Annotated in this window: 18 protein-coding genes; 13 read left to right on the top strand and 5 right to left on the bottom strand. The window is 52.9% G+C overall.

Translation table 11 applies throughout. From position 1 onward, the window contains the following. Nucleotides 1-60 precede the first annotated feature (60 nt). Together ompC and nifJ are read right to left on the bottom strand one after the other, a co-directional pair. Nucleotides 61-1,194: a porin OmpC gene (gene ompC, locus FDW98_RS13430; RefSeq protein ID WP_096756921.1), complete on the bottom strand. Its 1,134-nt coding sequence runs from the start codon at nt 1,192-1,194 to the stop codon at nt 61-63. 362 nt (nt 1,195-1,556) lie between these two features. After that, nucleotides 1,557-5,081: a pyruvate:ferredoxin (flavodoxin) oxidoreductase gene (gene nifJ, locus FDW98_RS13425; RefSeq protein ID WP_096756922.1), complete on the bottom strand. Its 3,525-nt coding sequence runs from the start codon at nt 5,079-5,081 to the stop codon at nt 1,557-1,559. Between the two features lie 274 nt (nt 5,082-5,355). Here nifJ and FDW98_RS13415 point away from each other — a divergent pair, with 274 nt between their 5' ends. Beyond that, the gene (locus FDW98_RS13415) at nt 5,356-5,622 is read left to right on the top strand and encodes a DUF333 domain-containing protein (RefSeq protein WP_096756923.1); all 267 of its coding nucleotides are present in this window, start codon (nt 5,356-5,358) and stop codon (nt 5,620-5,622) included. A gap of 13 nt (nt 5,623-5,635) precedes the next feature. Here FDW98_RS13415 and hslJ read toward each other — a convergent pair whose 3' ends face one another. Beyond that, a complete protein-coding gene (hslJ, locus tag FDW98_RS13410) occupies nt 5,636-6,055 on the bottom strand; it encodes a heat shock protein HslJ (protein WP_096756924.1) in 420 nt (139 codons plus the stop codon). 112 nt (nt 6,056-6,167) lie between these two features. Further along, nucleotides 6,168-7,157, bottom strand: a complete 990-nt coding sequence (gene ldhA / locus FDW98_RS13405; RefSeq protein WP_096756925.1) for a D-lactate dehydrogenase — start codon at nt 7,155-7,157, stop codon at nt 6,168-6,170. A gap of 742 nt (nt 7,158-7,899) precedes the next feature. Between ldhA and FDW98_RS13395 the strand changes: the two genes are divergently transcribed. From FDW98_RS13395 to FDW98_RS13385, 3 genes are all read left to right on the top strand, one after another. Further along, entirely contained in the window at nt 7,900-9,105 is a 1,206-nt protein-coding gene (locus FDW98_RS13395) for a serine hydrolase (RefSeq protein ID WP_096756926.1), read from the top strand. 97 nt (nt 9,106-9,202) lie between these two features. Then, a complete protein-coding gene (locus FDW98_RS13390; RefSeq protein ID WP_137398864.1) occupies nt 9,203-9,424 on the top strand; it encodes a hypothetical protein in 222 nt (73 codons plus the stop codon). A gap of 117 nt (nt 9,425-9,541) precedes the next feature. Beyond that, complete coding sequence (locus tag FDW98_RS13385) at nt 9,542-9,754, top strand: hypothetical protein (RefSeq protein WP_096756927.1); 213 nt, start codon at nt 9,542-9,544, stop codon at nt 9,752-9,754. A gap of 156 nt (nt 9,755-9,910) precedes the next feature. On the opposite strand, the gene blaGIL is transcribed toward FDW98_RS13385, so the two are convergent. Next, nucleotides 9,911-10,771, bottom strand: coding sequence for a GIL family class A beta-lactamase (blaGIL, locus tag FDW98_RS13380; protein ID WP_346343672.1), 861 nt, complete (start codon nt 10,769-10,771; stop codon nt 9,911-9,913). 181 nt (nt 10,772-10,952) lie between these two features. On the opposite strand from blaGIL, the gene FDW98_RS13375 reads away from it, so the two are divergent. The 9 genes from FDW98_RS13375 to FDW98_RS13335 all read left to right on the top strand — a co-directional run bounded on the left by FDW98_RS13375 (nt 10,953) and on the right by FDW98_RS13335 (nt 19,805). Next, a complete protein-coding gene (locus FDW98_RS13375) occupies nt 10,953-13,592 on the top strand; it encodes a YdbH family protein (RefSeq protein WP_096756928.1) in 2,640 nt (879 codons plus the stop codon). After that, nucleotides 13,589-13,780: a YnbE family lipoprotein gene (locus FDW98_RS13370; protein ID WP_096756929.1), complete on the top strand. Its 192-nt coding sequence runs from the start codon at nt 13,589-13,591 to the stop codon at nt 13,778-13,780. The genes FDW98_RS13375 and FDW98_RS13370 overlap by 4 nt, the downstream gene beginning before the upstream one ends. A gap of 7 nt (nt 13,781-13,787) precedes the next feature. Beyond that, nucleotides 13,788-14,111, top strand: a complete 324-nt coding sequence (locus FDW98_RS13365) for a YdbL family protein (RefSeq protein WP_096756930.1) — start codon at nt 13,788-13,790, stop codon at nt 14,109-14,111. 105 nt (nt 14,112-14,216) lie between these two features. Beyond that, entirely contained in the window at nt 14,217-14,822 is a 606-nt protein-coding gene (locus tag FDW98_RS13360; RefSeq protein ID WP_096756931.1) for a CDP-alcohol phosphatidyltransferase family protein, read from the top strand. Continuing rightward, nucleotides 14,819-15,736: a phosphatidate cytidylyltransferase gene (locus FDW98_RS13355; protein WP_096756932.1), complete on the top strand. Its 918-nt coding sequence runs from the start codon at nt 14,819-14,821 to the stop codon at nt 15,734-15,736. The genes FDW98_RS13360 and FDW98_RS13355 overlap by 4 nt, the downstream gene beginning before the upstream one ends. Before the next feature lie 6 nt (nt 15,737-15,742). Beyond that, nucleotides 15,743-16,381 (top strand): lysophospholipid acyltransferase family protein, encoded by a 639-nt coding sequence (locus FDW98_RS13350; protein WP_370316940.1) that lies wholly within the window; start codon nt 15,743-15,745, stop codon nt 16,379-16,381. Continuing rightward, nucleotides 16,374-18,134 carry a bifunctional alpha/beta hydrolase/class I SAM-dependent methyltransferase gene (locus FDW98_RS13345; protein WP_096756934.1) on the top strand — a complete coding sequence of 587 codons (1,761 nt, stop codon included), beginning with the start codon at nt 16,374-16,376 and terminating at the stop codon, nt 18,132-18,134. The genes FDW98_RS13350 and FDW98_RS13345 overlap by 8 nt, the downstream gene beginning before the upstream one ends. Beyond that, nucleotides 18,124-19,428, top strand: a complete 1,305-nt coding sequence (locus tag FDW98_RS13340) for a phosphatase PAP2/dual specificity phosphatase family protein (protein WP_096756935.1) — start codon at nt 18,124-18,126, stop codon at nt 19,426-19,428. Before FDW98_RS13345 ends, FDW98_RS13340 begins: the two co-directional genes overlap by 11 nt. Continuing rightward, nucleotides 19,404-19,805, top strand: coding sequence for a hypothetical protein (locus tag FDW98_RS13335; RefSeq protein WP_096756936.1), 402 nt, complete (start codon nt 19,404-19,406; stop codon nt 19,803-19,805). The genes FDW98_RS13340 and FDW98_RS13335 overlap by 25 nt, the downstream gene beginning before the upstream one ends. Nucleotides 19,806-19,813 lie beyond the last annotated feature (8 nt).

The raw sequence follows: 19,813 nt of genomic DNA, 5'->3' as shown, positions 1-19,813 counted from the left end.
AAAACATAATTGCACTGCAGGGGTGGGAGAGTAGCCCGCTGTTTCCAGCGGGCTGACAGATTAGAACTGGTAAACCATACCCAGTGCTACAGTGTCATCGGTAGAGATATCGTTTTCAGTGTAGAAGCTCTTGTCTTCATCCAGCAGGTTGATTTTGTAATCAACGTAGGTGGAGAAGTTTTTGTTGAAGTAGTAAGTTGCACCTACGGAAGCATATTTAACCAGATCCTGGTCGCCATCAGAACCGTTTACACCCAGATCCTGGCCTTTAGACATCAGGAAAGAAACTTCCGGACGCAGACCGAAGTCGAACTGGTATTGCGCAGTCACTTCAAAGTTCTGTGTTTTGTTGGCAATAGTATTATTGCTACCGTCTGAGCCGCCATAAGGGGTCATATTACGGGTTTCAGAGTACATGGTTGCCAGGTAGATGTTGTTGGCGTCGTATTTCAGGCCAGCAGTCCAAGCATCAGCTTTGTCGCCGCCAGCGGTAGAGTGATTAACCTGCTCGTTGGTACGGTCAGAAGAGGTATATGCCGCACCGAAGCTGACGCCCATACCCAGATCGTAGGTAGAAGACAGACCGAAGCCGTCACCGTTGGAGTTCTTCATATTACGATCGTCACCACCGTTATTGGTGCCTTCTTGCTCCGGCGACTGATTTTCGTTCGCGCCCTGGTACTGCAACGCCACGTTCAGACCATCAACCAGGCCGAAGAAATCGGCGTTACGGTAGGTGGCTACGCCGTTGGCACGACCGGTCATGAAGTTATCGGCTTTGGTGTAAGAGTCACCGCCGAATTCTGGCAACATATCGGTCCAGGCTTCCACGTCGTACATCACGCCGTAGTTACGACCGTAGTCGAATGTGCCGTAATCGCCAACTTTAATACCCGCGAAGGCCAGACGGGTCCAGGAATCGCCTTTATCACCTTCTGTACCGTTTGCCTGAACCTGATATTCCCACTGGCCATAGCCGGTGATCATATCGTTAACCTGAGTTTCGCCTTTGAAACCCATACGCATATAGGTCTGGTCGCCATCACTGCCAGCGTCATCAGAGAAATAGTGCAGACCGTCTACTTTACCGTAGAGGTCTAATTTGTTGCCGTCTTTATTATAAACTTCAGCAGCGTGTGCAGCGCCTGCAGCTAACAGGGCAGGAATTACGAGAGCCAGTACTTTTCTGTTCATTGAAATAATCCTTTAGTTTTTATATTTACCTGCAACTACCCATATAGGGTGTTAAAGCATGCTAAAGGAGAAGTTCCGTAAAGAGATAAATATGAATTGTTACGTCTTAAGTAAAATCTTAAATAAATAATTCCACGGAAACGATGATAATTGTGGTGAATGAATTAATGATTAAGTATATAAAATAAATATTATACAAGTTAATTTTGTTGGGATATTCTGCGCGGGTTATATGCCTTTATTGTCACGTTTTATTTTTCGTTGGAGAGTTGTCCCAGAATTGATTCGCCAGCGAATAAATTGACAAGCCCGAACATCTGTTCGGGCTTTTTTTATTCCAGATTAATACTTAACTGAACGTATTAATCGGTACTGCTTTTTTCGGTTTTTCCCGCCAACTGCGCCAGGAAGTCATAGCGTTTTTGCAAATCTGCGGTCGCATCCTTCCACAACTGCTCTGCCACCTCCGGCTGCTGTGCATTCAGGCGGCGGAAGCGCTGTTCGTTCATCAAAGTCTCAGCCAGCGCATCTGACGGTGGGCGAGAGTCCAGTGCCAGCGGCAGTTTACCTTCGTCAGCGCGACGCGGATCAAAGCGATACAGCGGCCAGAATCCGGTGGCCGTGAGTTGGCGCATCTGATCGTGACTCAGGGCGAGATCGTAGCCGTGTTCTTCACACGGGCTGTAGGCAATAATCAGCGACGGACCTGGGTAAGATTCTGCTTCCTGAATCGCTTTCACCGTCTGGTTTAACTGCGCTCCCAGCGAGATCTGTGCGACGTAAACATGACCGTACATCATCATACTGACGCCCAGATCTTTACGTGCTTTACGCTTACCGTGTTCGCCAAATTTGGTGACCGCGCCAAGCGGTGTCGCTTTCGAGGCTTGCCCGCCGGTGTTGGAATAACACTGGGTATCCAGTACCAGGATGTTAACGTTCTCGGTCAGGCTCAGGACATGGTCCAACCCGCCAAAGCCAATATCGTAGGCCCAACCGTCACCGCCAATCAGCCAGATTGATTTCTCAACCAGTGCATCGGCATCGGTTAACAGTTGCTGTGCGCCATCAACGCTTTGCAGATGTTGGCGCAGTTCGGCGACCTGCTCGCGACGAACTTCCGGCGTGGCTTCTGCGTGCAAGGCATCATTCAGCTCAGCCGGGATCTTATCGGCAAACTGTTCCAGCAAGCGCATGACGCGAACGCGGTGTTGGTCCACCGTCAGGCGGAAGCCCAGACCAAACTCGGCGTTATCTTCAAACAGAGAGTTTGCCCAGGCTGGCCCACGGCCGTTTGCATCGGTGGTATACGGTGTGGAGGGCAGGTTTCCGCCATAAATCGATGAACACCCGGTTGCGTTGGCGATCAGCATGCGGTCACCGTACAGCTGGGTAAGCAGTTTGATATACGGCGTTTCGCCACAGCCTGAGCAAGCACCGGAATATTCAAACAGCGGGGTGATCAGCTGCGAGGTGCGAATATCAATGCGTTCCAGTTTGCTGCGGTCGATCTCTGGCAGGTTGAGGAAGAAATCATAGTTCACTTTTTCTTCTTCGACATGCTCCAGGCGGGACATCATATTGATGGCCTTGATCTCTGGATTCTGGCGATCTTTCGCCGGGCAGACTTCCACGCACAGATTACAGCCGGTGCAATCTTCAGGCGCGACCTGTAGAACATATTTCTGACCGCGCATATCGCGGGATTTCACATCCAGCGAATGCAAACTAGCCGGGGCGTCTGCCATTGCTTCCGGGGAAACCACTTTGGCACGAATTGCCGAGTGCGGGCAGGCGGCAACGCAGTGGTTGCACTGTGTACACAGTTCTTCTTTCCAGATAGGGATTTCTTCGGCGATATTGCGTTTTTCCCAGCGCGTGGTGCCCATGGGCCAGGTACCGTCTGGCGGCAGTGCGGAGACGGGCAGTGCGTCACCCAGACCTGCGAGCATTGCCGCCGTCACGGTTTTCACAAAATCAGGCGCGGCATCGGAGACCACTGGCGGTCGGTTGGCACTGTGCGGATCAACCGGCTGAAGAGCCACTTCGGCGACCGACTCACGTGCCAGCGCCAGCGCCTGCCAGTTACGTTCAACCAGATCCTGACCTTTGTTGCTGTAGCTTTTTGCAATTGCGCCCTGCAGTTCCGCCAGTGCGCTATCACCGGGTAAAATTTGTGTCAGATGGAAAAACGCCATTTGCATTACGGTGTTAATACGTGCTGCCAGGCCGCATTCGCGGGCGATTTTGGCAGCGTTAATCACGTAAAAACGGGCCTTCTTCTGGTTCAGAACTGCCTGAACTTCTTGCGGCAGACGTGACCACACCTCATCCACGCTGTACGGCGTATTGAGCAGGAAGATACCGCCTGGCTTCAGACGTTCTGCCATTTGATATTTATCGATAAACTGCAGCTGATGGCAGCCAACAAAATCCGCCTGCGACACCAGATACGCCGAACGGATCGGTTTTTCGCTGACGCGCAGATGGGATACCGTCAGGCCGCCGGCTTTTTTCGAGTCATAGACGAAATAACCCTGCGCATACCACGGCGTCGAGTTACCGATAATCTTGATATTGTTTTTGGTCGCTGACACGCTGCCATCGCTGCCTAATCCGTAAAACAGGGCTTCGAGTTTTGCGGTGGTGGGCAGGGTGTTTTCTGGCAGGGGGAGTGACAGATTGGTGACATCATCATAGATGCCGACGGTAAAGCGCGATTTTGGTTTGGCGTGGCTTAACTCATTAAACACCGCCATCACGCAGTCCGGGCCAAACTCTTTCGAGGAAAGGCCATAGCGCCCGCCAATAACACGCGGTAGCGTTTCACGCTCGCCACAGTTAAAGGCTTCGGCCAGCGCGGTCATGACATCCAGATACAACGGCTCAGCCTGTGCCCCGGGTTCTTTGGTGCGATCCAGAACGGCGATGCTGCGTGCGGTTTCCGGCAAGACCTGCAGTAAATGTCGGGCTGAGAACGGACGGAACAGACGGACTTTCAGTACGCCGACTTTTTCGCCACGGGTAAGCAACTCATCCACGACTTCTTCGCAGGTGCCGATGGCGGAGCCCATTAGAATGATGACGCGCTCTGCCTGCGGATGACCATAGTATTCAAACGGCTGGTACTGGCGACCCGTTGCGGTGGCGAAATCGTTCATTGCCTGTTCGACATGCTCGTAAACCGCGTTGTACCACGGGTTTGTCGCTTCGCGTGACTGGAAATAGGTATCCGGGTTAGCCGAGGTGCCGCGAATCACCGGATGCTCCGGATTCAGCGCGCGAGAACGATGGGCGTCGATCTCCGCCTGCGGCATCAGTCCAAGAATGGTGTCATCGGCCAGCGGTACGATTTTATTGATTTCATGTGAGGTGCGGAAACCATCAAAGAAATGAATAAACGGGACGCGGCTTTTCAGCGTGGCGATATGCGAAATCAGGGCAAAATCCTGCGCTTCCTGAACGCTGCTGGCGCACAGCATCGCACAGCCGGTCTGGCGAACGGCCATCACGTCGGAATGGTCGCCAAAAATCGACAGCGCATGGGTGGCAATCGTACGTGCCGCAACATGCAATACAAACGGCGTCAGTTGACCGGCCAGTTTGTACAGCGTCGGGATCATCAGCAATAAACCTTGCGATGAGGTAAAAGATGTAGACAGCGCCCCGGTTTGTAACGCGCCGTGTACGGTCGCAATGGCACCGCCTTCCGACTGCATCTCCACAACGCGAGGCGTATCGCCCCAGACGTTTTTTAGCCCGTTCCCGGCCCAGGCATCGGCCTGCTCCGCCATCGTCGAACTTGGCGTAATCGGGTAGATGGCGATAACCTCGCTGGTACGAAATGCAACCGAAGCAACCGCACCATTACCGTCAATTGTTTGCATACTGACACCCTTACATTGCGCAAAAAGAGGGACCCGCAAAACGGCGGCGAGTCCTGTAGTTATCTTTCTATTTTAGCAAAAGCCATCTGGACACATTTTCGCATTTGTGTCCCTGTAATAAACAGAATGAATGGTTTGATCAAAGGAGCCGTCAAAAAATTGCCAGAAAATGTAAACAGGGCGCATAAATGCGCACTTTACCTCTCGACGACAGTGTTTCTGCTGCCTATTATTTAGGGCTGTGTCGTTGGGTTATTTTTGAGAGGGGAGTGAGATGCGCGCAGCGTTTTGGGTAGGGTGTGCCGCGTTATTATTATCGGCTTGCAGCAGTGAACCTGTTCAGCAGGCAACGGCCGCGCACGTCGCGCCGGGCATGAAGGCTGCAATGTCGGGTTCTGGTGAGGCCAACTGCGCTATGATTGGCGGTTCGTTGTCGATTGCACGTCAACTGGATGGTTCCGCCATCGGGATGTGTGCTTTACCTAACGGCAAACGCTGCAGTGAACAGTCGCTTGCCGCCGGGAGTTGCGGGAACTATTAAGTCTCCGCGTTAATTACATTAAATCTGCCAGTTTATACGTCAGTGTTTGCTCTGCCGTCGCCAGTGTTAACTGGTTAGCCGTCAAATCGACCTGTGCGCCTTGCTTAAACACGTCGCTGATAACGCCATCAAGTGTGTTCAGCTGTGGGTCGGCGCACATCATGCGGGTCATCGCCAGGTCTTTCACCTTCAATTCGCCGTCAGACAGCTTGCCCTGGCCCGTGAATTGATTACACATTTTTCCCGACACCGTCATATTTTCACCAAAACTCAATTCGGGTTGATTTTTCGCAACGGTGACCGGTTTGCCGTTCACGCTCTCCAGAACGAAACGGTGGTGCTGTAACTGTTCGCGATTAACGGAAACTTTTCCATTGCTCACACAGCCAGCCATAAGCATGCTGAGCGCAATCAACGTGACAATTTTCTTCATTGAATTTCTCTACGTTAGTGACGGGAATACAATCAATATAATAATGATACTGTCGGATTTATCATCAGGGGTTATCTGAAAATGCTCCCCTGATGGCAGGGGAGCGGCGTTTTCAGAAGAGGGCGTTCGGGCAGGTTTCGCCTTTGGAAATCTGGGCCAAATTCTGCAAGGTTGTTTCCGAAATGCTGGTTAACGCTTCGGCCGTTAAAAATGCCTGGTGCCCGGTGAACAACACGTTATGACAGGCAGACAAGCGACGGAATACGTCATCCTGGATAACATCATTGGACTTATCTTCAAAGAACAGGTCGCGTTCATTTTCATACACGTCCATACCCAAAGAACCAATTTTCTGGTTTTTCAGGGCATCAATGGCAGCCTGTGAGTCGATCAGGGCCCCGCGACTGGTGTTAACGATCATTACGCCGCTTTTCATTTGCGCGAAGGCTTCTTCATTGAGCAGATGATAGTTTTCCGGCGTTAACGGACAGTGCAGGGAAATGACGTCTGACTCCGCAAACAGCGTGTTGAGATCGACATACTCAACGCCTAATTCAAGAGCAGCAGCGCTTGGATAGGGATCAAACGCCAGCAAACGCATACCAAAGCCTTTCAGGATCCGCAGCGCGGCAATACCAATTTTACCAGTACCGATCACCCCGGCGGTTTTACCGTACATGGTAAAACCAGTCAGGCCTTCCAGAGAAAAGTTGGCGTCACGAGTGCGTTGGTACGCGCGGTGGATACGACGGTTCAGCGTCATCATCATACCAATCGCATGCTCGGCGACCGCTTCCGGCGAATAGGCCGGAACGCGCACAACCTGCAAACCTAGCTCTTTGGCGGCGTCCAGATCGACGTTATTGAATCCGGCGCAGCGCAGGGCAATGTACTTCACCCCGTGCTTTTTCAGTTCTTCCAGAACCGGGCGGCTGCCATCGTCGTTGACGAAGATGCACACGGCTTCGCAGCCATGGGCTGTTTTGGCCGTTTTCTCGGTCAGCAGAAAGTCAAAGAATTCAAGTTCAAAACCAAAAGCCTCGTTAACCTGTTGCAAGTACTTCTTGTCGTACTGTTTTGTACTATAGATGGCGAGTTTCATAAGACTTTCTCCAGTGATTCTGAAATCACATTAATCCAATTCAAATTATTTTACAAAATCCAAAAAACAATTGATAGTCATAGATATAATGAATAATTCTAGAGTATCTCTTCTTAATGTGGGCACATTGCTGGATTTAAACCACGTTGCCCATCATACGTGCTTTGGTACGGTACGCACTAGAACAGACTGGTGGCTTCCTGTCGCTAAGCACGGCTACTTTTGGTTGCACATCTACTCACAAAACTCGTCCTTTCCGTTCAAACCTGCTTTAACTTTCTCTTCATTAAAATAGATTGTTTTAATAATCTATTTTCAATTTAAAGATGCTTGCACCGTAGAATTGAGAGGTAAGACATGAGCAAGCCGGGTGACTATGAAGACTGGAAATCATCCGTCACCTTACCAACTGAGCGTGGGCAATGTCAGGCGTTTGAAGAAGGGACCAAGAGAGGGATTTTCCACGATGACTTCCAGGTACATGAAGGGGATGTGGTTGCAACTGAGCACTGGGGATCGAGCGGATTTCCGAACACTGACCTCAGTACAAGGTGAAACGTTATGGTAAGGAGAAAATCATCTGCGTGGATCTCTTAGCCAACACTTGTCTTGAGGTAACGGCCCGCATTGGTATGGTTCAGGACTAAGCTTATGACACATAACAGCCATCTATTATTGCTTTTCGGCAGGCCAAGTGTGGTACATTTCCGGCACTCTAACGCCCCCGCTCACTTTAAGAAGTATGCAGAACAGACTTAAATTATTTAGCTGGCTTTTAATTGTTATCTCGTCACTCAGCGGTTGCGGCACGCTCTCGCAAATGTCATCCCCGGCAGGTACTCAGGAACTCCTTACTCATCAATCGCTGGACGGCGACGTTGATAGCGTGGTGCGTCACTATATGGCGAAAAAATCTGTCCCTGGGATGATGGTCGCAGTGATCCATAACCATGGTTCGCCCCAGTTTTACAACTGGGGCGTAACTGATGCGGTTCATCGCTACCCGATCAAGCCTGATACTCTGTTTGCCCTCGGCTCGCTCAGCAAAGGAATTACGGCGGAAGTGGTGGCTTGTCTGGTGAATGAAGGACGACTGCGTTGGGACGATAACCTGGCGACATTGCTTGCACCGGGGACGCCGCTTAGCGCGGATGCACAAAAAATTACCCTACTGGAACTGGTGACTCACACCTCCGGCCTACCGCGTCAGAATATGGATATTCCGATGCTGGGAAAATTCATTAGTTACTTAGGCAGCGGTGAGAATTTTTATGGTGAACTGGATAGCGATAATTTGCTGCATTATCTAACCAACTGGCGGGCGCCACAGCATAAAACGCCGGAATATTCCAATATCGGCTACGCCCTGATCGGCTATATCCTGATACATAAAACTGGCGAAGATATACAAAACTTAGCCTCGCACTATATATTTCGACCGTTGCAAATGGCTAATAGCAGTTTTACTCCGCTGAAGTTAAAAGGATATCCGCAGCGTGCGCTTGGCCACGCGGGTGACCAACCTAAATTCATTCCGCGCGGACAGCTTACCCCGGACTGGCATTTTTCCAACAACATGGTGGCGGCGGCGAGTTTATACAGTAACGCCGAAGATCTTGCCACTTATGCCCGCTATCATGTGTCGACGACCAACAACCACTTACTGGATAGCGTGTTTGACGAAGTCAGTAATACCGATATTCAACGCACTGACGGTGTACAGGGTATTGCATGGACCACCGACTTTATCGAACGGGAAAGAATCACCTATCAGGTGGGGTATATCGGGGGTTACTCCAGCTTTATCGGTTTTGATAAAGAAAAGGGCAATGCGGTAGTGGTACTGCAGAATACATTTAATTGGAGCAATTATATTGGCATCGCGTTATTAATGGATATGGCGAAAAATGACAACGGTATCCCCGGAAACCATTTTGCAAAAAATTAACACTTTGAAAAAGTTAAACCGCATGTTGCTTATAATTCCTTTAGACAATCCTCTCAGGAGATTATGATAAAAATATACAGCCACATAGGGAATGGACATGACATTGTTTGAGGAATACAAGGAGTTGCTCAAGGCCGATTTTGATGTTGTCGAAAGGGATGACCTGAGCATGGTAATGGATATTTTTCATAGAAATCTCCCCGGTTCAGATTACGAGAAAATTCTACTTATGAACACACTGGTTTTTCGGGGGGATTACCGGGGCCTAAGTACCCCCACCGCCGAGTCCAATAAACCGTGTGGTGTTGTCGTGCCGTAACAGCATCCGACACGTCGATTTCCTCCACGTTCGTTAAGCCTGTAACGCGGATAAAAAGCCAGGTGAATTACCTTCAGGCAGCTACGCTTATACAGGTATCACATATCTGGAGGGGTCATGTTAACTCACTCTGAAGCAAAACGCTGGGCCACCTTAATGCTGAAGGCTGCATTATGTGATGGTATGAAACCTGAAGAAATTTCCCGGCAGGTGCATCTTGTCTGCGATCATCATGGCAAGGCGTGCCTCGAAGAGCTCATAGAGGAAATTCTGATAGAAGCAGGTCGTATCGGACCTAAACATAGCGATGGACAACTGCGCCATCACTGAGTCTGAACGCTTCCGCGTCCCCGTTAATATGATGTCTTAAGAGCAGACAGAACAACGGGGAATCGCGTGATGCACTGCAGATGACTCAACTCAGTTCCCTGATTTTTTATATTTCCGCTGGCACGCGTAACAACGTACCGTTGTTTTGAGGCAATTTTACTCATCCCAGTGTTGGATCAGCGTCGCCCCAATCCCCGCAATCTGCCTGTTTCGCGCCTCCATTGTTGCCTGGCTTTCGGTGATGTAAATCACCACGATACGGGAAGGCTTACCGTCCGGCCCTAACGCCGCGACGATCCCGCGAGAACCGCGTGCCCCAGCACCTGTTTTATCGGCTATAAACCAGCCTGCCGGAAGTACCGAGCGCAACAGTGGCCCCGCGACTTTATCCGTCACCATCCAGTGGGTGAGTTGCTGCTGTGATGTCGTCGTCAAGATTTTTCCGGTGAGCAGTTGGCGCAATGTTTGCGCCATATTTTCAGGTGTCGTCGTATCGCGTTTATCGCCGGGTAGCGCTTCGTTCAACTCGGGTTCCCAGCGGTCGAGTCGGGTCACCCGATCGCCGGTTGTGCGCAGAAACGCGGTTAATCCTTGCGGACCGCCGATGGCCGTAAGCAGTAGATTCGCCGCCGTGTTATCGCTCATGGTGATGGCGGCATCGCATAATTCGCCGACGGTCATGCCATCGGTCAGGTGTTTTTCTGTGACCGGTGAGTACTCGACCAGATCACGCCGGCTGAACGGGATGCGACGATCCAGCCGCTCTTTTCCTGCGTCAACGCGTGCGAGCACCGCGCCGCAGAGTAAAACCTTAAATGTACTCATCATCGGGAAACGCTCTTGCAGGCGATAGCTTTCCAGAATCTCACCGCTGATAAGATCCAGCTCCGCATAGCCGACGCGTGCGGGAAGTACGCTTTCAGCTTCTTTGACTTTATTCAGCGTTGTCGGGTGGGCAAACGCGGGCAGGCAAAATGCGGTAAGCAATGGGATAAGGGCCAGACGAAAGTGGGGCATAGTTATATTCTTCCTTGGTATCTCTCTGATTAAAGATAACTTATTTAAATTATTCACAACCTATAAATATTACATATATTTCAATGGCATCTATTCTTAAGGTGGGCATGTTTAGCTAAACATGCCACAATACACGCCGAAACCGGCTTAAATTTTCGCTAAATCAGGATATTAACTACCCATGAAGGGTAAATATAAAGCCGTATTGGCTCTACTCTTATTATTGACCCTTGTGCCGCTGACGTTGCTGATGACGTTGGGCCTGTGGGTTCCTACGCTGGCGGGTATCTGGTTGCCCGTCGGTACGCGCATTGCGCTGGACGAGAGTCCACGGCTTACCCGACATGGGCTGCATATTCCCGAACTCCGCTATCTGGTCGATGATTGTCCACTCGCGCGTATCACCGAGGCGGATTTATCCCACCCCAGCCGCTGGTTGCTGAACGTCGGCAGTATTGAACTGGATTCCGCTTGCCTGGCTAAACTGCCTCAGACGGAGCCATCGCCCGCCGCGCCGAAAACGCTGGCAGAATGGCAATCCATGCTGCCCAACACCTGGATCAACATCGATAAACTCATTCTTTCTCCGTGGCAGGAGTGGCAGGGCAAACTGTCACTTTCGCTGACGCCTGCCATCCAGCAAGTCAGTTATCAGGGCGAAAAGGTTAAATTTCTGGGACGTCTGCACGGGCAAAATCTGACGGTCAACGAACTGTCTGTGGCGGCTTTTGAAGAGCAACCATCGGTGAAGCTGGTCGGGGAGTTTACGATGCCGCTGGTGCCCGACGGACTGCCGGTGGGCGGTCACGCGGTTGCCACCCTAAGCCTGCCGCAGGAGCCAACGCTTGTGGATGCAGAGCTGGAATGGCGAGAGAACAGCGGACAGCTGATCGTGATGGCACGGGACAATGCAGAACCGTTGCTGGATCTGCCGTGGGAAATCACCCGCCAGCGGCTGACGGTGAGCGACGGGCGCTGGAACTGGCCCTATCAGGGCTTCCCGTTAAGCGGTCGTTTAGGCTTAAACGTCGAAAACTGGCAGGCCGGTGTCGAAAACGCGGTAGTCAGCGGGCGTTTGAACATTCTGACGCAGGGTGATGCAGGCAAGGGTAACGCGGTGTTAACCTTTGGTCCCGGCACGCTCGGCATGGACAACAGCGACATGCCGTTACAGCTAACCGGCGAGGCGAAGCAGGGTGATCTGATCTTTTATGCGATGTTACCCGCGACGCTCAGCGGCAGTCTGAGCGATCCGCAGCTGGCTTTTGAACCTGGCGCCCTGTTACGTTCTCGTGGTCGGATTATCGACTCGCTGGATATAGACGAAATTCGCTGGCCGTTGGCCGGTGTCAAGGTGACCCAACGCGGGGTGGATGGGCGGTTACAGGCTATTTTACGCGCCCATGAAAACCAGATGGGCGGTTTTGAGCTGCATCTTGATGGTCTGGCTAATGATTTCCTGCCTGACGCCGGTCGCTGGCAGTGGCGGTACTGGGGCGAGGGCAGTTTTACCCCGATGCACGCTCGCTGGGACGTGGCAGGCAAGGGGGAATGGCACGACAACACCATAAAACTGTTTGACCTTTCTACCGGATTTGACCATCTGCAATACGGCACCATGCTGGTGGAAAATCCGCGTCTGGTGATGGATGAGCCGATCGTCTGGGTGCGAGACCCGATCCAGCCCACGTTTAGCGGGGCGCTGTCGCTGGACGCCGGGAAAACCACCTTCTCCGGTGGCAGTACTCTGCCGCCTTCAACCCTGAAGTTCAGCGTAGAAGGGAGCGACCCGACGATATTCCAGTTCAAAGGCCAACTGCATGCTGGCGCCATTGGCCCGGTCCAGTTGAACGGTCGCTGGGACGGGATCCGCTTGCGTGGTCAGGCCTGGTGGCCAAAACAGTCGCTCACCGTATTTCAGCCACTGGTGCCACCGGACTGGAAGATGAACCTGCGCGAAGGCGAACTGTATGCTCAGGTTGCCTTCTCCGCCGCCGCAGAACAAGGCTTTGAGGCAGGCGGTCATGGCGTATTAAAAGGCGGTAGCGCCTGGATGCCCGACAACCAGATTAATGGCGTCGATTTTGTGCTGCCGTTTCGTTTTAGTGAAGGCGCCTGGCAACTGGGCACGCGCGGGCCGATTTCATTGCGTATTGCAGAGGTGGTGAACCAGGTCACGGTGAAAAATATCACCGCGGATCTGCAAGGCGGCTATCCCTGGAGCGAAGATAATCCCTTACTGTTGAGTGATGTTAGCGCCGATTTGCTGGGCGGCAAGGTAGTGATGCAGCAACTGCGTATGCCGCAACACGATCCGGCATTAGTGCGGGTGCAGAATATCTCGTCCAGCGAGCTGATTAGCGCGGTTAATCCCAAACAGTTTGCCATGTCCGGCCCGGTCAGCGGCGCATTGCCGCTCTGGTTAAACAATGAAAAATGGATTATCAAAGACGGCTGGCTGACCAACCCTGGGCCGATGACGTTGCGCATCGACAAAGATACGGCGGATGCGGTGGTCAAAGACAATATGGCGGCCGGTGCGGCGATAAACTGGCTTCGTTATATGGAAATCACCCATTCCTGGACGAAAATAAATCTTGATAACCTTGGCGTATTAACCATGCAGGCAGCCGTCACCGGCAATAGCCGGGTAGATGGCAAAGTCGGGACGGTGAATTTGAATTACACCCATGAAGAAAACGTCTTTACGTTATGGCGCAGTTTGCGTTTTGGCGACAATTTACAGGCATGGCTTGAGCAAAATGCAGCGCTGCCAGAAACCCATTGCCTGGAAGGCAAGGAATGTGAGGAACAACAATGAAAACTATTGCGACCATGCTGGGACTGCTGGCGTCATCTTTGCTGGTAGGGTGCACCCCGCGTATTGAAGTTGCGGCGCCGAAAGAGCCCATCACCATCAATATGAACGTCAAAATCGAGCATGAGATCCATATTAAAGTCGATAAAGACGTCGAGAGCCTGTTGAAATCACGCAGTGATTTATTCTGAGGTGACGATGAAAAAAACGCTTAAAGTGACCCTGTTGCTCCTGAGTTTACTGAGCGCCAATGCGTTTGCGCTGACCCTGAATGAAGCCAGAACCCAGGGGCGGGTGGGTGAAACGCTCAATGGCTACCTTGTGGCATTGCAAACCGATGCTGAGACCCAGACGCTGGTGAGTGAGATAAACAAGGCGCGTAGCGCCAGCTACCAGCAACTGGCTGAGAGTAACAATATTCCTGTTGATGAAGTGGCAAAAATGGCCGGACAAAAACTGGTGGCGCGCGCTAAACCGGGGGAGTACGTCCAGGGCATTAACGGGAAGTGGTTGAAAAAGTAATCAACATATGTTTATTAAATCTCATTTTGGAATAATGGCAAGTATCAGGCAGGTATGGTTAATTAATCCACTATAATTGCATCAACAAATTATCAAGGAGTGATGATGACGCTTTATCAGATAAAGCCTGCTTTCCAGGCGCTTTTACGCCCGCTCATGTTCTGGTTAGATAAAAAAAGCGTCACCGCCAATCACGTCACACTGGCCGCGATGGCGCTTTCTTTTATCACTGGTGCTGTGCTGTTTATCTTCCCCGAACCTAAACTTTTCATTCTTTTACCCATCGTTTTATTTATACGCATGGCGCTCAATGCGCTGGACGGCATGCTGGCGCGTGAATGTAACCAACAATCCCGCTTGGGCGCTATTCTCAATGAAACCGGGGATATTCTCTCCGATCTCGCGTTGTATCTGCCGTTTATGCTGCTTTCCGGCAGTAATGCGCTGCTGGTACTGGTTATGCTGTTTTGTGCGCTGATGACGGAATTCTGCGGTGTGCTGGCGCAAACCATCAATGGCGTGCGCAGCTATGCCGGACCGTTCGGCAAAAGCGACAGGGCACTGGTGTTCGGTACATGGGGGCTGGTGCTGGCGCTGTGGCCGCAGGTGGCGCAGTGGAATAACGTTATTTGGGGCATTGCCACGCTATTGCTGCTGTGGACTATCGTTAACCGCTGTAAGAGCGCATTACGTGACGAGGGGGCGAAATGATGCTGCTGGAAAAGTCCCTGGCGGTGATTTTTGCCCTGCTGGTGATAGCGACACTGGCAAACGGTCTGCTGGTGTGGCGTCGGCCGGGTAAAGACTGGCGTGAGCTGACGCTGCGTATTCGCACCTGGTGGGTGATCATTGTACTGTTTTCACTGGCTATCTTAAGCCCGCCCTGGCTGGCGTTGACCTTCTTCGCGCTGGTGAGCTTTATGGCGTTAAAAGAGTTTTTAACGCTGGCCCCATCGCGCCAGACCGATCGTATGCCGCTGTTGTGGATGTTTATTGCGATCCCCATTAACTACTGGCTGATTGGTATCAACTGGTACGGCATGTTCGTGGTGTTTATTCCGGTGTATGCGTTCTTATTCTTGCCGGTGCGTATGGTGATTGCTGGCGATACGCAGGGATTTTTACGCTACGCCTCCCAGCATCACTGGAGCTTGATGACCACCGTGTTTGCGTTCAGTCACGTGGCGTTTTTGCTGGTGCTGCCTGATGACGGCAAGCAGACCGGGGCACTGCTGGTGCTGTTCCTCGTCGGCTTAACGGAATTCAACGACATTGCCCAGTACCTGTGGGGAAAATCAATGGGCCGTATCAAGGTGATCCCCAAGGTAAGCCCCAATAAGACCCTGGCGGGACTGGTTGGCGGCGTGGCAACCACCACGCTTGCGGCGGCGGTGCTGGGCCCGCTCATGACACCGTTAAGCATACCGATGGCGATGCTGGCAGGGCTTATTATCGGCATCAGCGGTTTCTGTGGCGATGTGGTGATGTCGGCCATTAAGCGCGATATTGGCGTGAAAGACAGCGGTACACTGCTGCCAGGTCACGGCGGTATTCTCGACCGGCTGGACTCGCTGATCTTCACCGCCCCGGTGTTTTTCCACTTCATTCGCTATTTTTACTATTAACGTATGATCAATACATTGCTACGAACGCTGTTTACGCTGTGCATCGTTTGGCCGGTAATTTGGCTGTGGCTTGGGCTGCGCGTCAGGCACCGGGATCGCTTGCCGCAGCAGGGGCCAGCGATTGTGGTCGCAAATCACAACAGTCATATGGATGTTTTTGCGCTGCTGTCGCTGTTTGCGCTGCGCCGTCAGGGGGCCATCCATCCGGTGGCCGCCGCTGACTATTTTCTGCGTAATAAATGGATGGCCTGGTTTGCGCTTAATATTCTCAACATTATTCCGATTACGCGTAAGGGCGGAGAAGCTGACCCGCTGGCACAGTGTGAACAGGCCTTACGCGACGGCAAGATCTTGATCCTTTTCCCTGAAGGTACCCGCGGCGAACCGGGAATACTGGCACCACTGAAATCCGGCATCTGGCACCTCAGTCAGCGTATGCCGTCGGTACCGATTATTCCCGTCTGGCTGCGCGGAACGGAGCACGTGATGGCGAAGGGGAATCGTATTCCTCTGCCGCTGTTTATTGACGTCAACATTGGCAGACCGTTGGTCGCGCAGAGCGATAAACGCGTTTTTATGGACGATCTCAGACAGCAGCTGGTGCTGCTACAGCAACAAACTACAGGACCGCACCCTCATGACTAACATTCGAGTGCCCGATGAACGTCCATTTTTGACCAGCGACAACACCGCGCTGTTTTTCCGCCACTGGCCGGCATTAGCAGCAGGTCCTGCGCCAAAAGTGATTGTCCTGTTTCATCGCGGACACGAACATTCCGGGCGTTTGCAACACATTGTCGATGAGCTTGCGATGCCGGACACCGCGTTCTATGCCTGGGATGCGCGCGGTCACGGGCAGTCGCCAGGACCGCGCGGATATAGCCCATCGCTTGCACGTTCGGTGCAGGATGTCGACGAGTTCGTGCGCTTTGCCGCTGCTGACAGCCAGGCTGCAATGGAAGATGTGGTGGTGGTGGCGCAAAGCGTGGGTGCGGTGCTGGCAGCGACCTGGGCTCATGATTATGCGCCTTCCATTCGTGGGCTGGTGCTGGCGTCCCCGGCGTTCAAAGTCAAACTGTACGTACCGTTTGCCCGTCCGGGGCTGGCCTTAATGCATCGCCTGCGCGGCCTGTTTTTCGTCAACTCCTACGTCAAGGGCAAATACCTGACGCACGATCCTGAGCGCGTGGCGAGTTTCAACCAGGATAAGCAGATCACCCGGGCGATTGCGGTGAACATCCTGCTCGATCTCTATAAAACGGCGGAGCGTATTGTCAGCGATGCCAGCTCCATTACTCTGCCTGTGCAGCTGTTGGTTTCCGGGGATGATTTTGTGGTCCATCGTCAGCCGCAAATTGATTTTTACCAACGCCTCAGAAGCCCACTCAAGGAACTGCACGTGTTGCCGGGCTTTTATCACGACACACTGGGTGAAAAAGACCGGCATCTGGCGTTCGACAAAATGCGTGATTTTATCGACACGCTGTACGCGATGCCGCCGCAGCGCTTTGACTACCGTAATGAAGACCGCTGGAGCCCCGGAGCAGATAGCTGGCGGCTGCTTAGTGGCGGACCTGCGCCGTATTCGCTTGACGATATTGCCTATCGTGGCCTGCGCTATGGGATGAAATTACTCGGGACGCAATCAACGGGCGTGCGTCTGGGGTTTGAGACCGGTTTTGATTCGGGTAGTACGTTGGATTATGTCTATCGCAACCAGCCTCAGGGCAGCAGCGCGCTGGGTCGGCTGATTGACAAAAACTACCTGAACAGCGTGGGCTGGAAGGGGATCCGCCAGCGCAAGGTTCATTTGCAGATGCTGATCCGCCAGGCGGTGGCGCAACTGGCAGAGCAAGGAACCGCAGTGCATGTAGTGGATATCGCGGCCGGACACGGGCGCTATGTGCTTGACGCACTGGAAGGCGAAGCGGCGGTCAACTCGATTTTGCTGCGCGATTACAGCGAACTGAATGTTAAGAAAGGCAGTGAGATGATCGGCAGCCGCGGTATGGCTGAAATTGCCCGCTTCGAGCAGGGCGATGCCTTCAACCGCGAACAGCTGGCGTCGCTGGAACCGCGTCCCACATTAGGTATTGTTTCTGGGTTATATGAACTCTTCCCTGAAAATACGCTGGTACGTAATTCGCTCGCCGGGCTGGCTGACGCGATTGCCCCTGGAGGCGTGCTGATCTACACCGGGCAGCCCTGGCATCCGCAGTTAAAAACCATCGCCTGGTCGTTGACCAGCCACAAAGACGGCAAAGCCTGGGTGATGCGCGTGCGTACGCAAGGGGAAATGGATGCGCTGGTGCGGGAGGCCGGGTTTGATAAGTGCACGCAGCTGATTGATGAGTGGGGGATTTTCACTGTCTCGCTGGCGGTGCGCCGTGGGGGTTGAACGCCGTAAGGTGATGGTACAGGCGGTGGGTTGGCTAATGCTGCTGGCACCTTTTTTCTTTCTTACCTATGGCAAGGTCAATCAGTTTACTGCCTGGCAGGACACGCAGCATGACAATGTGGGCAGCATCGTGTTTGGCTGGGAGTCCGCCATTCCCTTTCTTCCGTGGACTATTCTGCCGTACTGGAGTCTGGATCTGTTTTACGGATTGTCACTGTTTGTCTGCACCACGCGCGTTGAACAGCGGCGGTTGGTGCTGCGTCTGTTCCTGGCGTCGGTGATTGCCTGCGTCGGTTTTTTGCTGTTTCCACTCCAGTTTAGCTTTACGCGCCCGGAGGTCAGCGGCGCGGCAGGCTGGCTGTTTGCTCAGCTTGAACAGTTCGACTTGCCGTATAACCAGTCCCCGTCGCTGCATATTATTCTCTGCTGGCTGCTGTGGCGGCATTTCAGTCATCACCTCAGTGGGGGGTGGCGCAGGCTATGTGACGGCTGGTTCTTGCTGATCGCCGTGTCGGTACTCACCACCTGGCAGCATCATTTTATCGATATCATTACCGGGCTGGCGGCAGGCATGCTGATTGACTGGATGGTGCCGGAAAAACGTTGCTGGTGCTGGCGCAAACCGGATGCGGCGCGCTTAAGGCTGATGCGTCGTTATTTGTCGGGTGCCGCGTTATGCACTATTGCCAGCGTATGGCTAACGCCCTGGCTGCTGTGGCCTGCTGTATCGTTGCTGATGGTGAGCTATGGCTACGGCGGATTCGGCGCGGCGACCACGGGCAAAGATGAACAAGGGCGACTGCCGCCTGCCGTGTACGGGCTGACGCTACCCTGGCGAGTAGGGATGTGGTTGTCGATGCGCGGATTTACCCGCCGTCTGCCACCGCTGAGCAACATTGTCGCTGGCGTCTATCTCGGTAGTTTTCCACGCCGCATACCTGAACAAAACGCGGTACTTGACCTGACCTTTGAATTTGCGCGCGGGCATGCTACTTCCATGCGCGCCTACGCTTGCGTCCCGATGCTGGATCTGGTGATCCCGAGCGACGCCGAGTTACAACAGGCGGTAGACCGGCTGGAAACGCTACATAAAGAGCAAGGGACCGTACTGGTACACTGCGCGCTGGGGCTGTCGCGCAGTGCGATGGTGGTTGCGGCGTGGTTGTTGCAATGTGGCCATGTGGCAACCGTTGAGCAGGCGGTGGCGTATATTCGCGAACGTCGGGCGCAGGTGGTGCTGACGGATGAACATCTGGAGAGGCTGCAGCAATGGCAACAGAAAGTGACGGTGTAACGAATGATGAGACGCTGCACCGCGATTTGCTACGACACACGCTGGAAAGCTGGCGTTTCATCCTGCTTTTTAGCGTCCCACCCATGGTGTGGGCGATCGTTGTCGCACCGTCGGGGGTGCTACGTGCGGTTATCGCGCTGTTGTGCGCCATTGTCTGGTTTGGCTGCTGGCGCCTGTGGCTTGATGCCCGCTACTTTTCGCTGCTCAATGTGCAAAACAACGTGCAGGCCGGAGAGGCACTCTATGTCATCTGGCAGCGCGACAAGCTGAGGACGCTGAGCCTGACCGAGCGCCAGGCGGGAGCATTGGCGCAGTTTCGGCGTACGCTTTATTGGGTTGCTGCGTTGTGGGCGGCCTGGTTGATGATGCTGGTGTAGCGTTTTCG

The organism is Citrobacter sp. wls711, from assembly GCF_005281055.1.
Classification (GTDB): domain Bacteria; phylum Pseudomonadota; class Gammaproteobacteria; order Enterobacterales; family Enterobacteriaceae; genus Citrobacter; species Citrobacter gillenii.
Note: the sequence above shows the minus strand (reverse complement) of the source record. Positions and strands in the feature narration are given on the sequence as shown.

Coding starts and splice junctions, on each gene's coding strand:
- FDW98_RS13390 (WP_137398864.1), top strand. CDS start 9,203: ATGACATTGTTTGAGGAATACAAGGAGTTGCTCAAGGCCGATTTTGAT.
- nifJ (WP_096756922.1), bottom strand. CDS start 5,081: ATGCAAACAATTGACGGTAATGGTGCGGTTGCTTCGGTTGCATTTCGT.
- FDW98_RS13395 (WP_096756926.1), top strand. CDS start 7,900: ATGCAGAACAGACTTAAATTATTTAGCTGGCTTTTAATTGTTATCTCG.
- hslJ (WP_096756924.1), bottom strand. CDS start 6,055: ATGAAGAAAATTGTCACGTTGATTGCGCTCAGCATGCTTATGGCTGGC.
- FDW98_RS13365 (WP_096756930.1), top strand. CDS start 13,788: ATGAAAAAAACGCTTAAAGTGACCCTGTTGCTCCTGAGTTTACTGAGC.
- FDW98_RS13355 (WP_096756932.1), top strand. CDS start 14,819: ATGATGCTGCTGGAAAAGTCCCTGGCGGTGATTTTTGCCCTGCTGGTG.
- blaGIL (WP_346343672.1), bottom strand. CDS start 10,771: ATGCCCCACTTTCGTCTGGCCCTTATCCCATTGCTTACCGCATTTTGC.
- FDW98_RS13385 (WP_096756927.1), top strand. CDS start 9,542: ATGTTAACTCACTCTGAAGCAAAACGCTGGGCCACCTTAATGCTGAAG.
- FDW98_RS13345 (WP_096756934.1), top strand. CDS start 16,374: ATGACTAACATTCGAGTGCCCGATGAACGTCCATTTTTGACCAGCGAC.
- FDW98_RS13375 (WP_096756928.1), top strand. CDS start 10,953: ATGAAGGGTAAATATAAAGCCGTATTGGCTCTACTCTTATTATTGACC.
- FDW98_RS13335 (WP_096756936.1), top strand. CDS start 19,404: ATGGCAACAGAAAGTGACGGTGTAACGAATGATGAGACGCTGCACCGC.
- FDW98_RS13360 (WP_096756931.1), top strand. CDS start 14,217: ATGACGCTTTATCAGATAAAGCCTGCTTTCCAGGCGCTTTTACGCCCG.
- ldhA (WP_096756925.1), bottom strand. CDS start 7,157: ATGAAACTCGCCATCTATAGTACAAAACAGTACGACAAGAAGTACTTG.
- ompC (WP_096756921.1), bottom strand. CDS start 1,194: ATGAACAGAAAAGTACTGGCTCTCGTAATTCCTGCCCTGTTAGCTGCA.
- FDW98_RS13370 (WP_096756929.1), top strand. CDS start 13,589: ATGAAAACTATTGCGACCATGCTGGGACTGCTGGCGTCATCTTTGCTG.
- FDW98_RS13415 (WP_096756923.1), top strand. CDS start 5,356: ATGCGCGCAGCGTTTTGGGTAGGGTGTGCCGCGTTATTATTATCGGCT.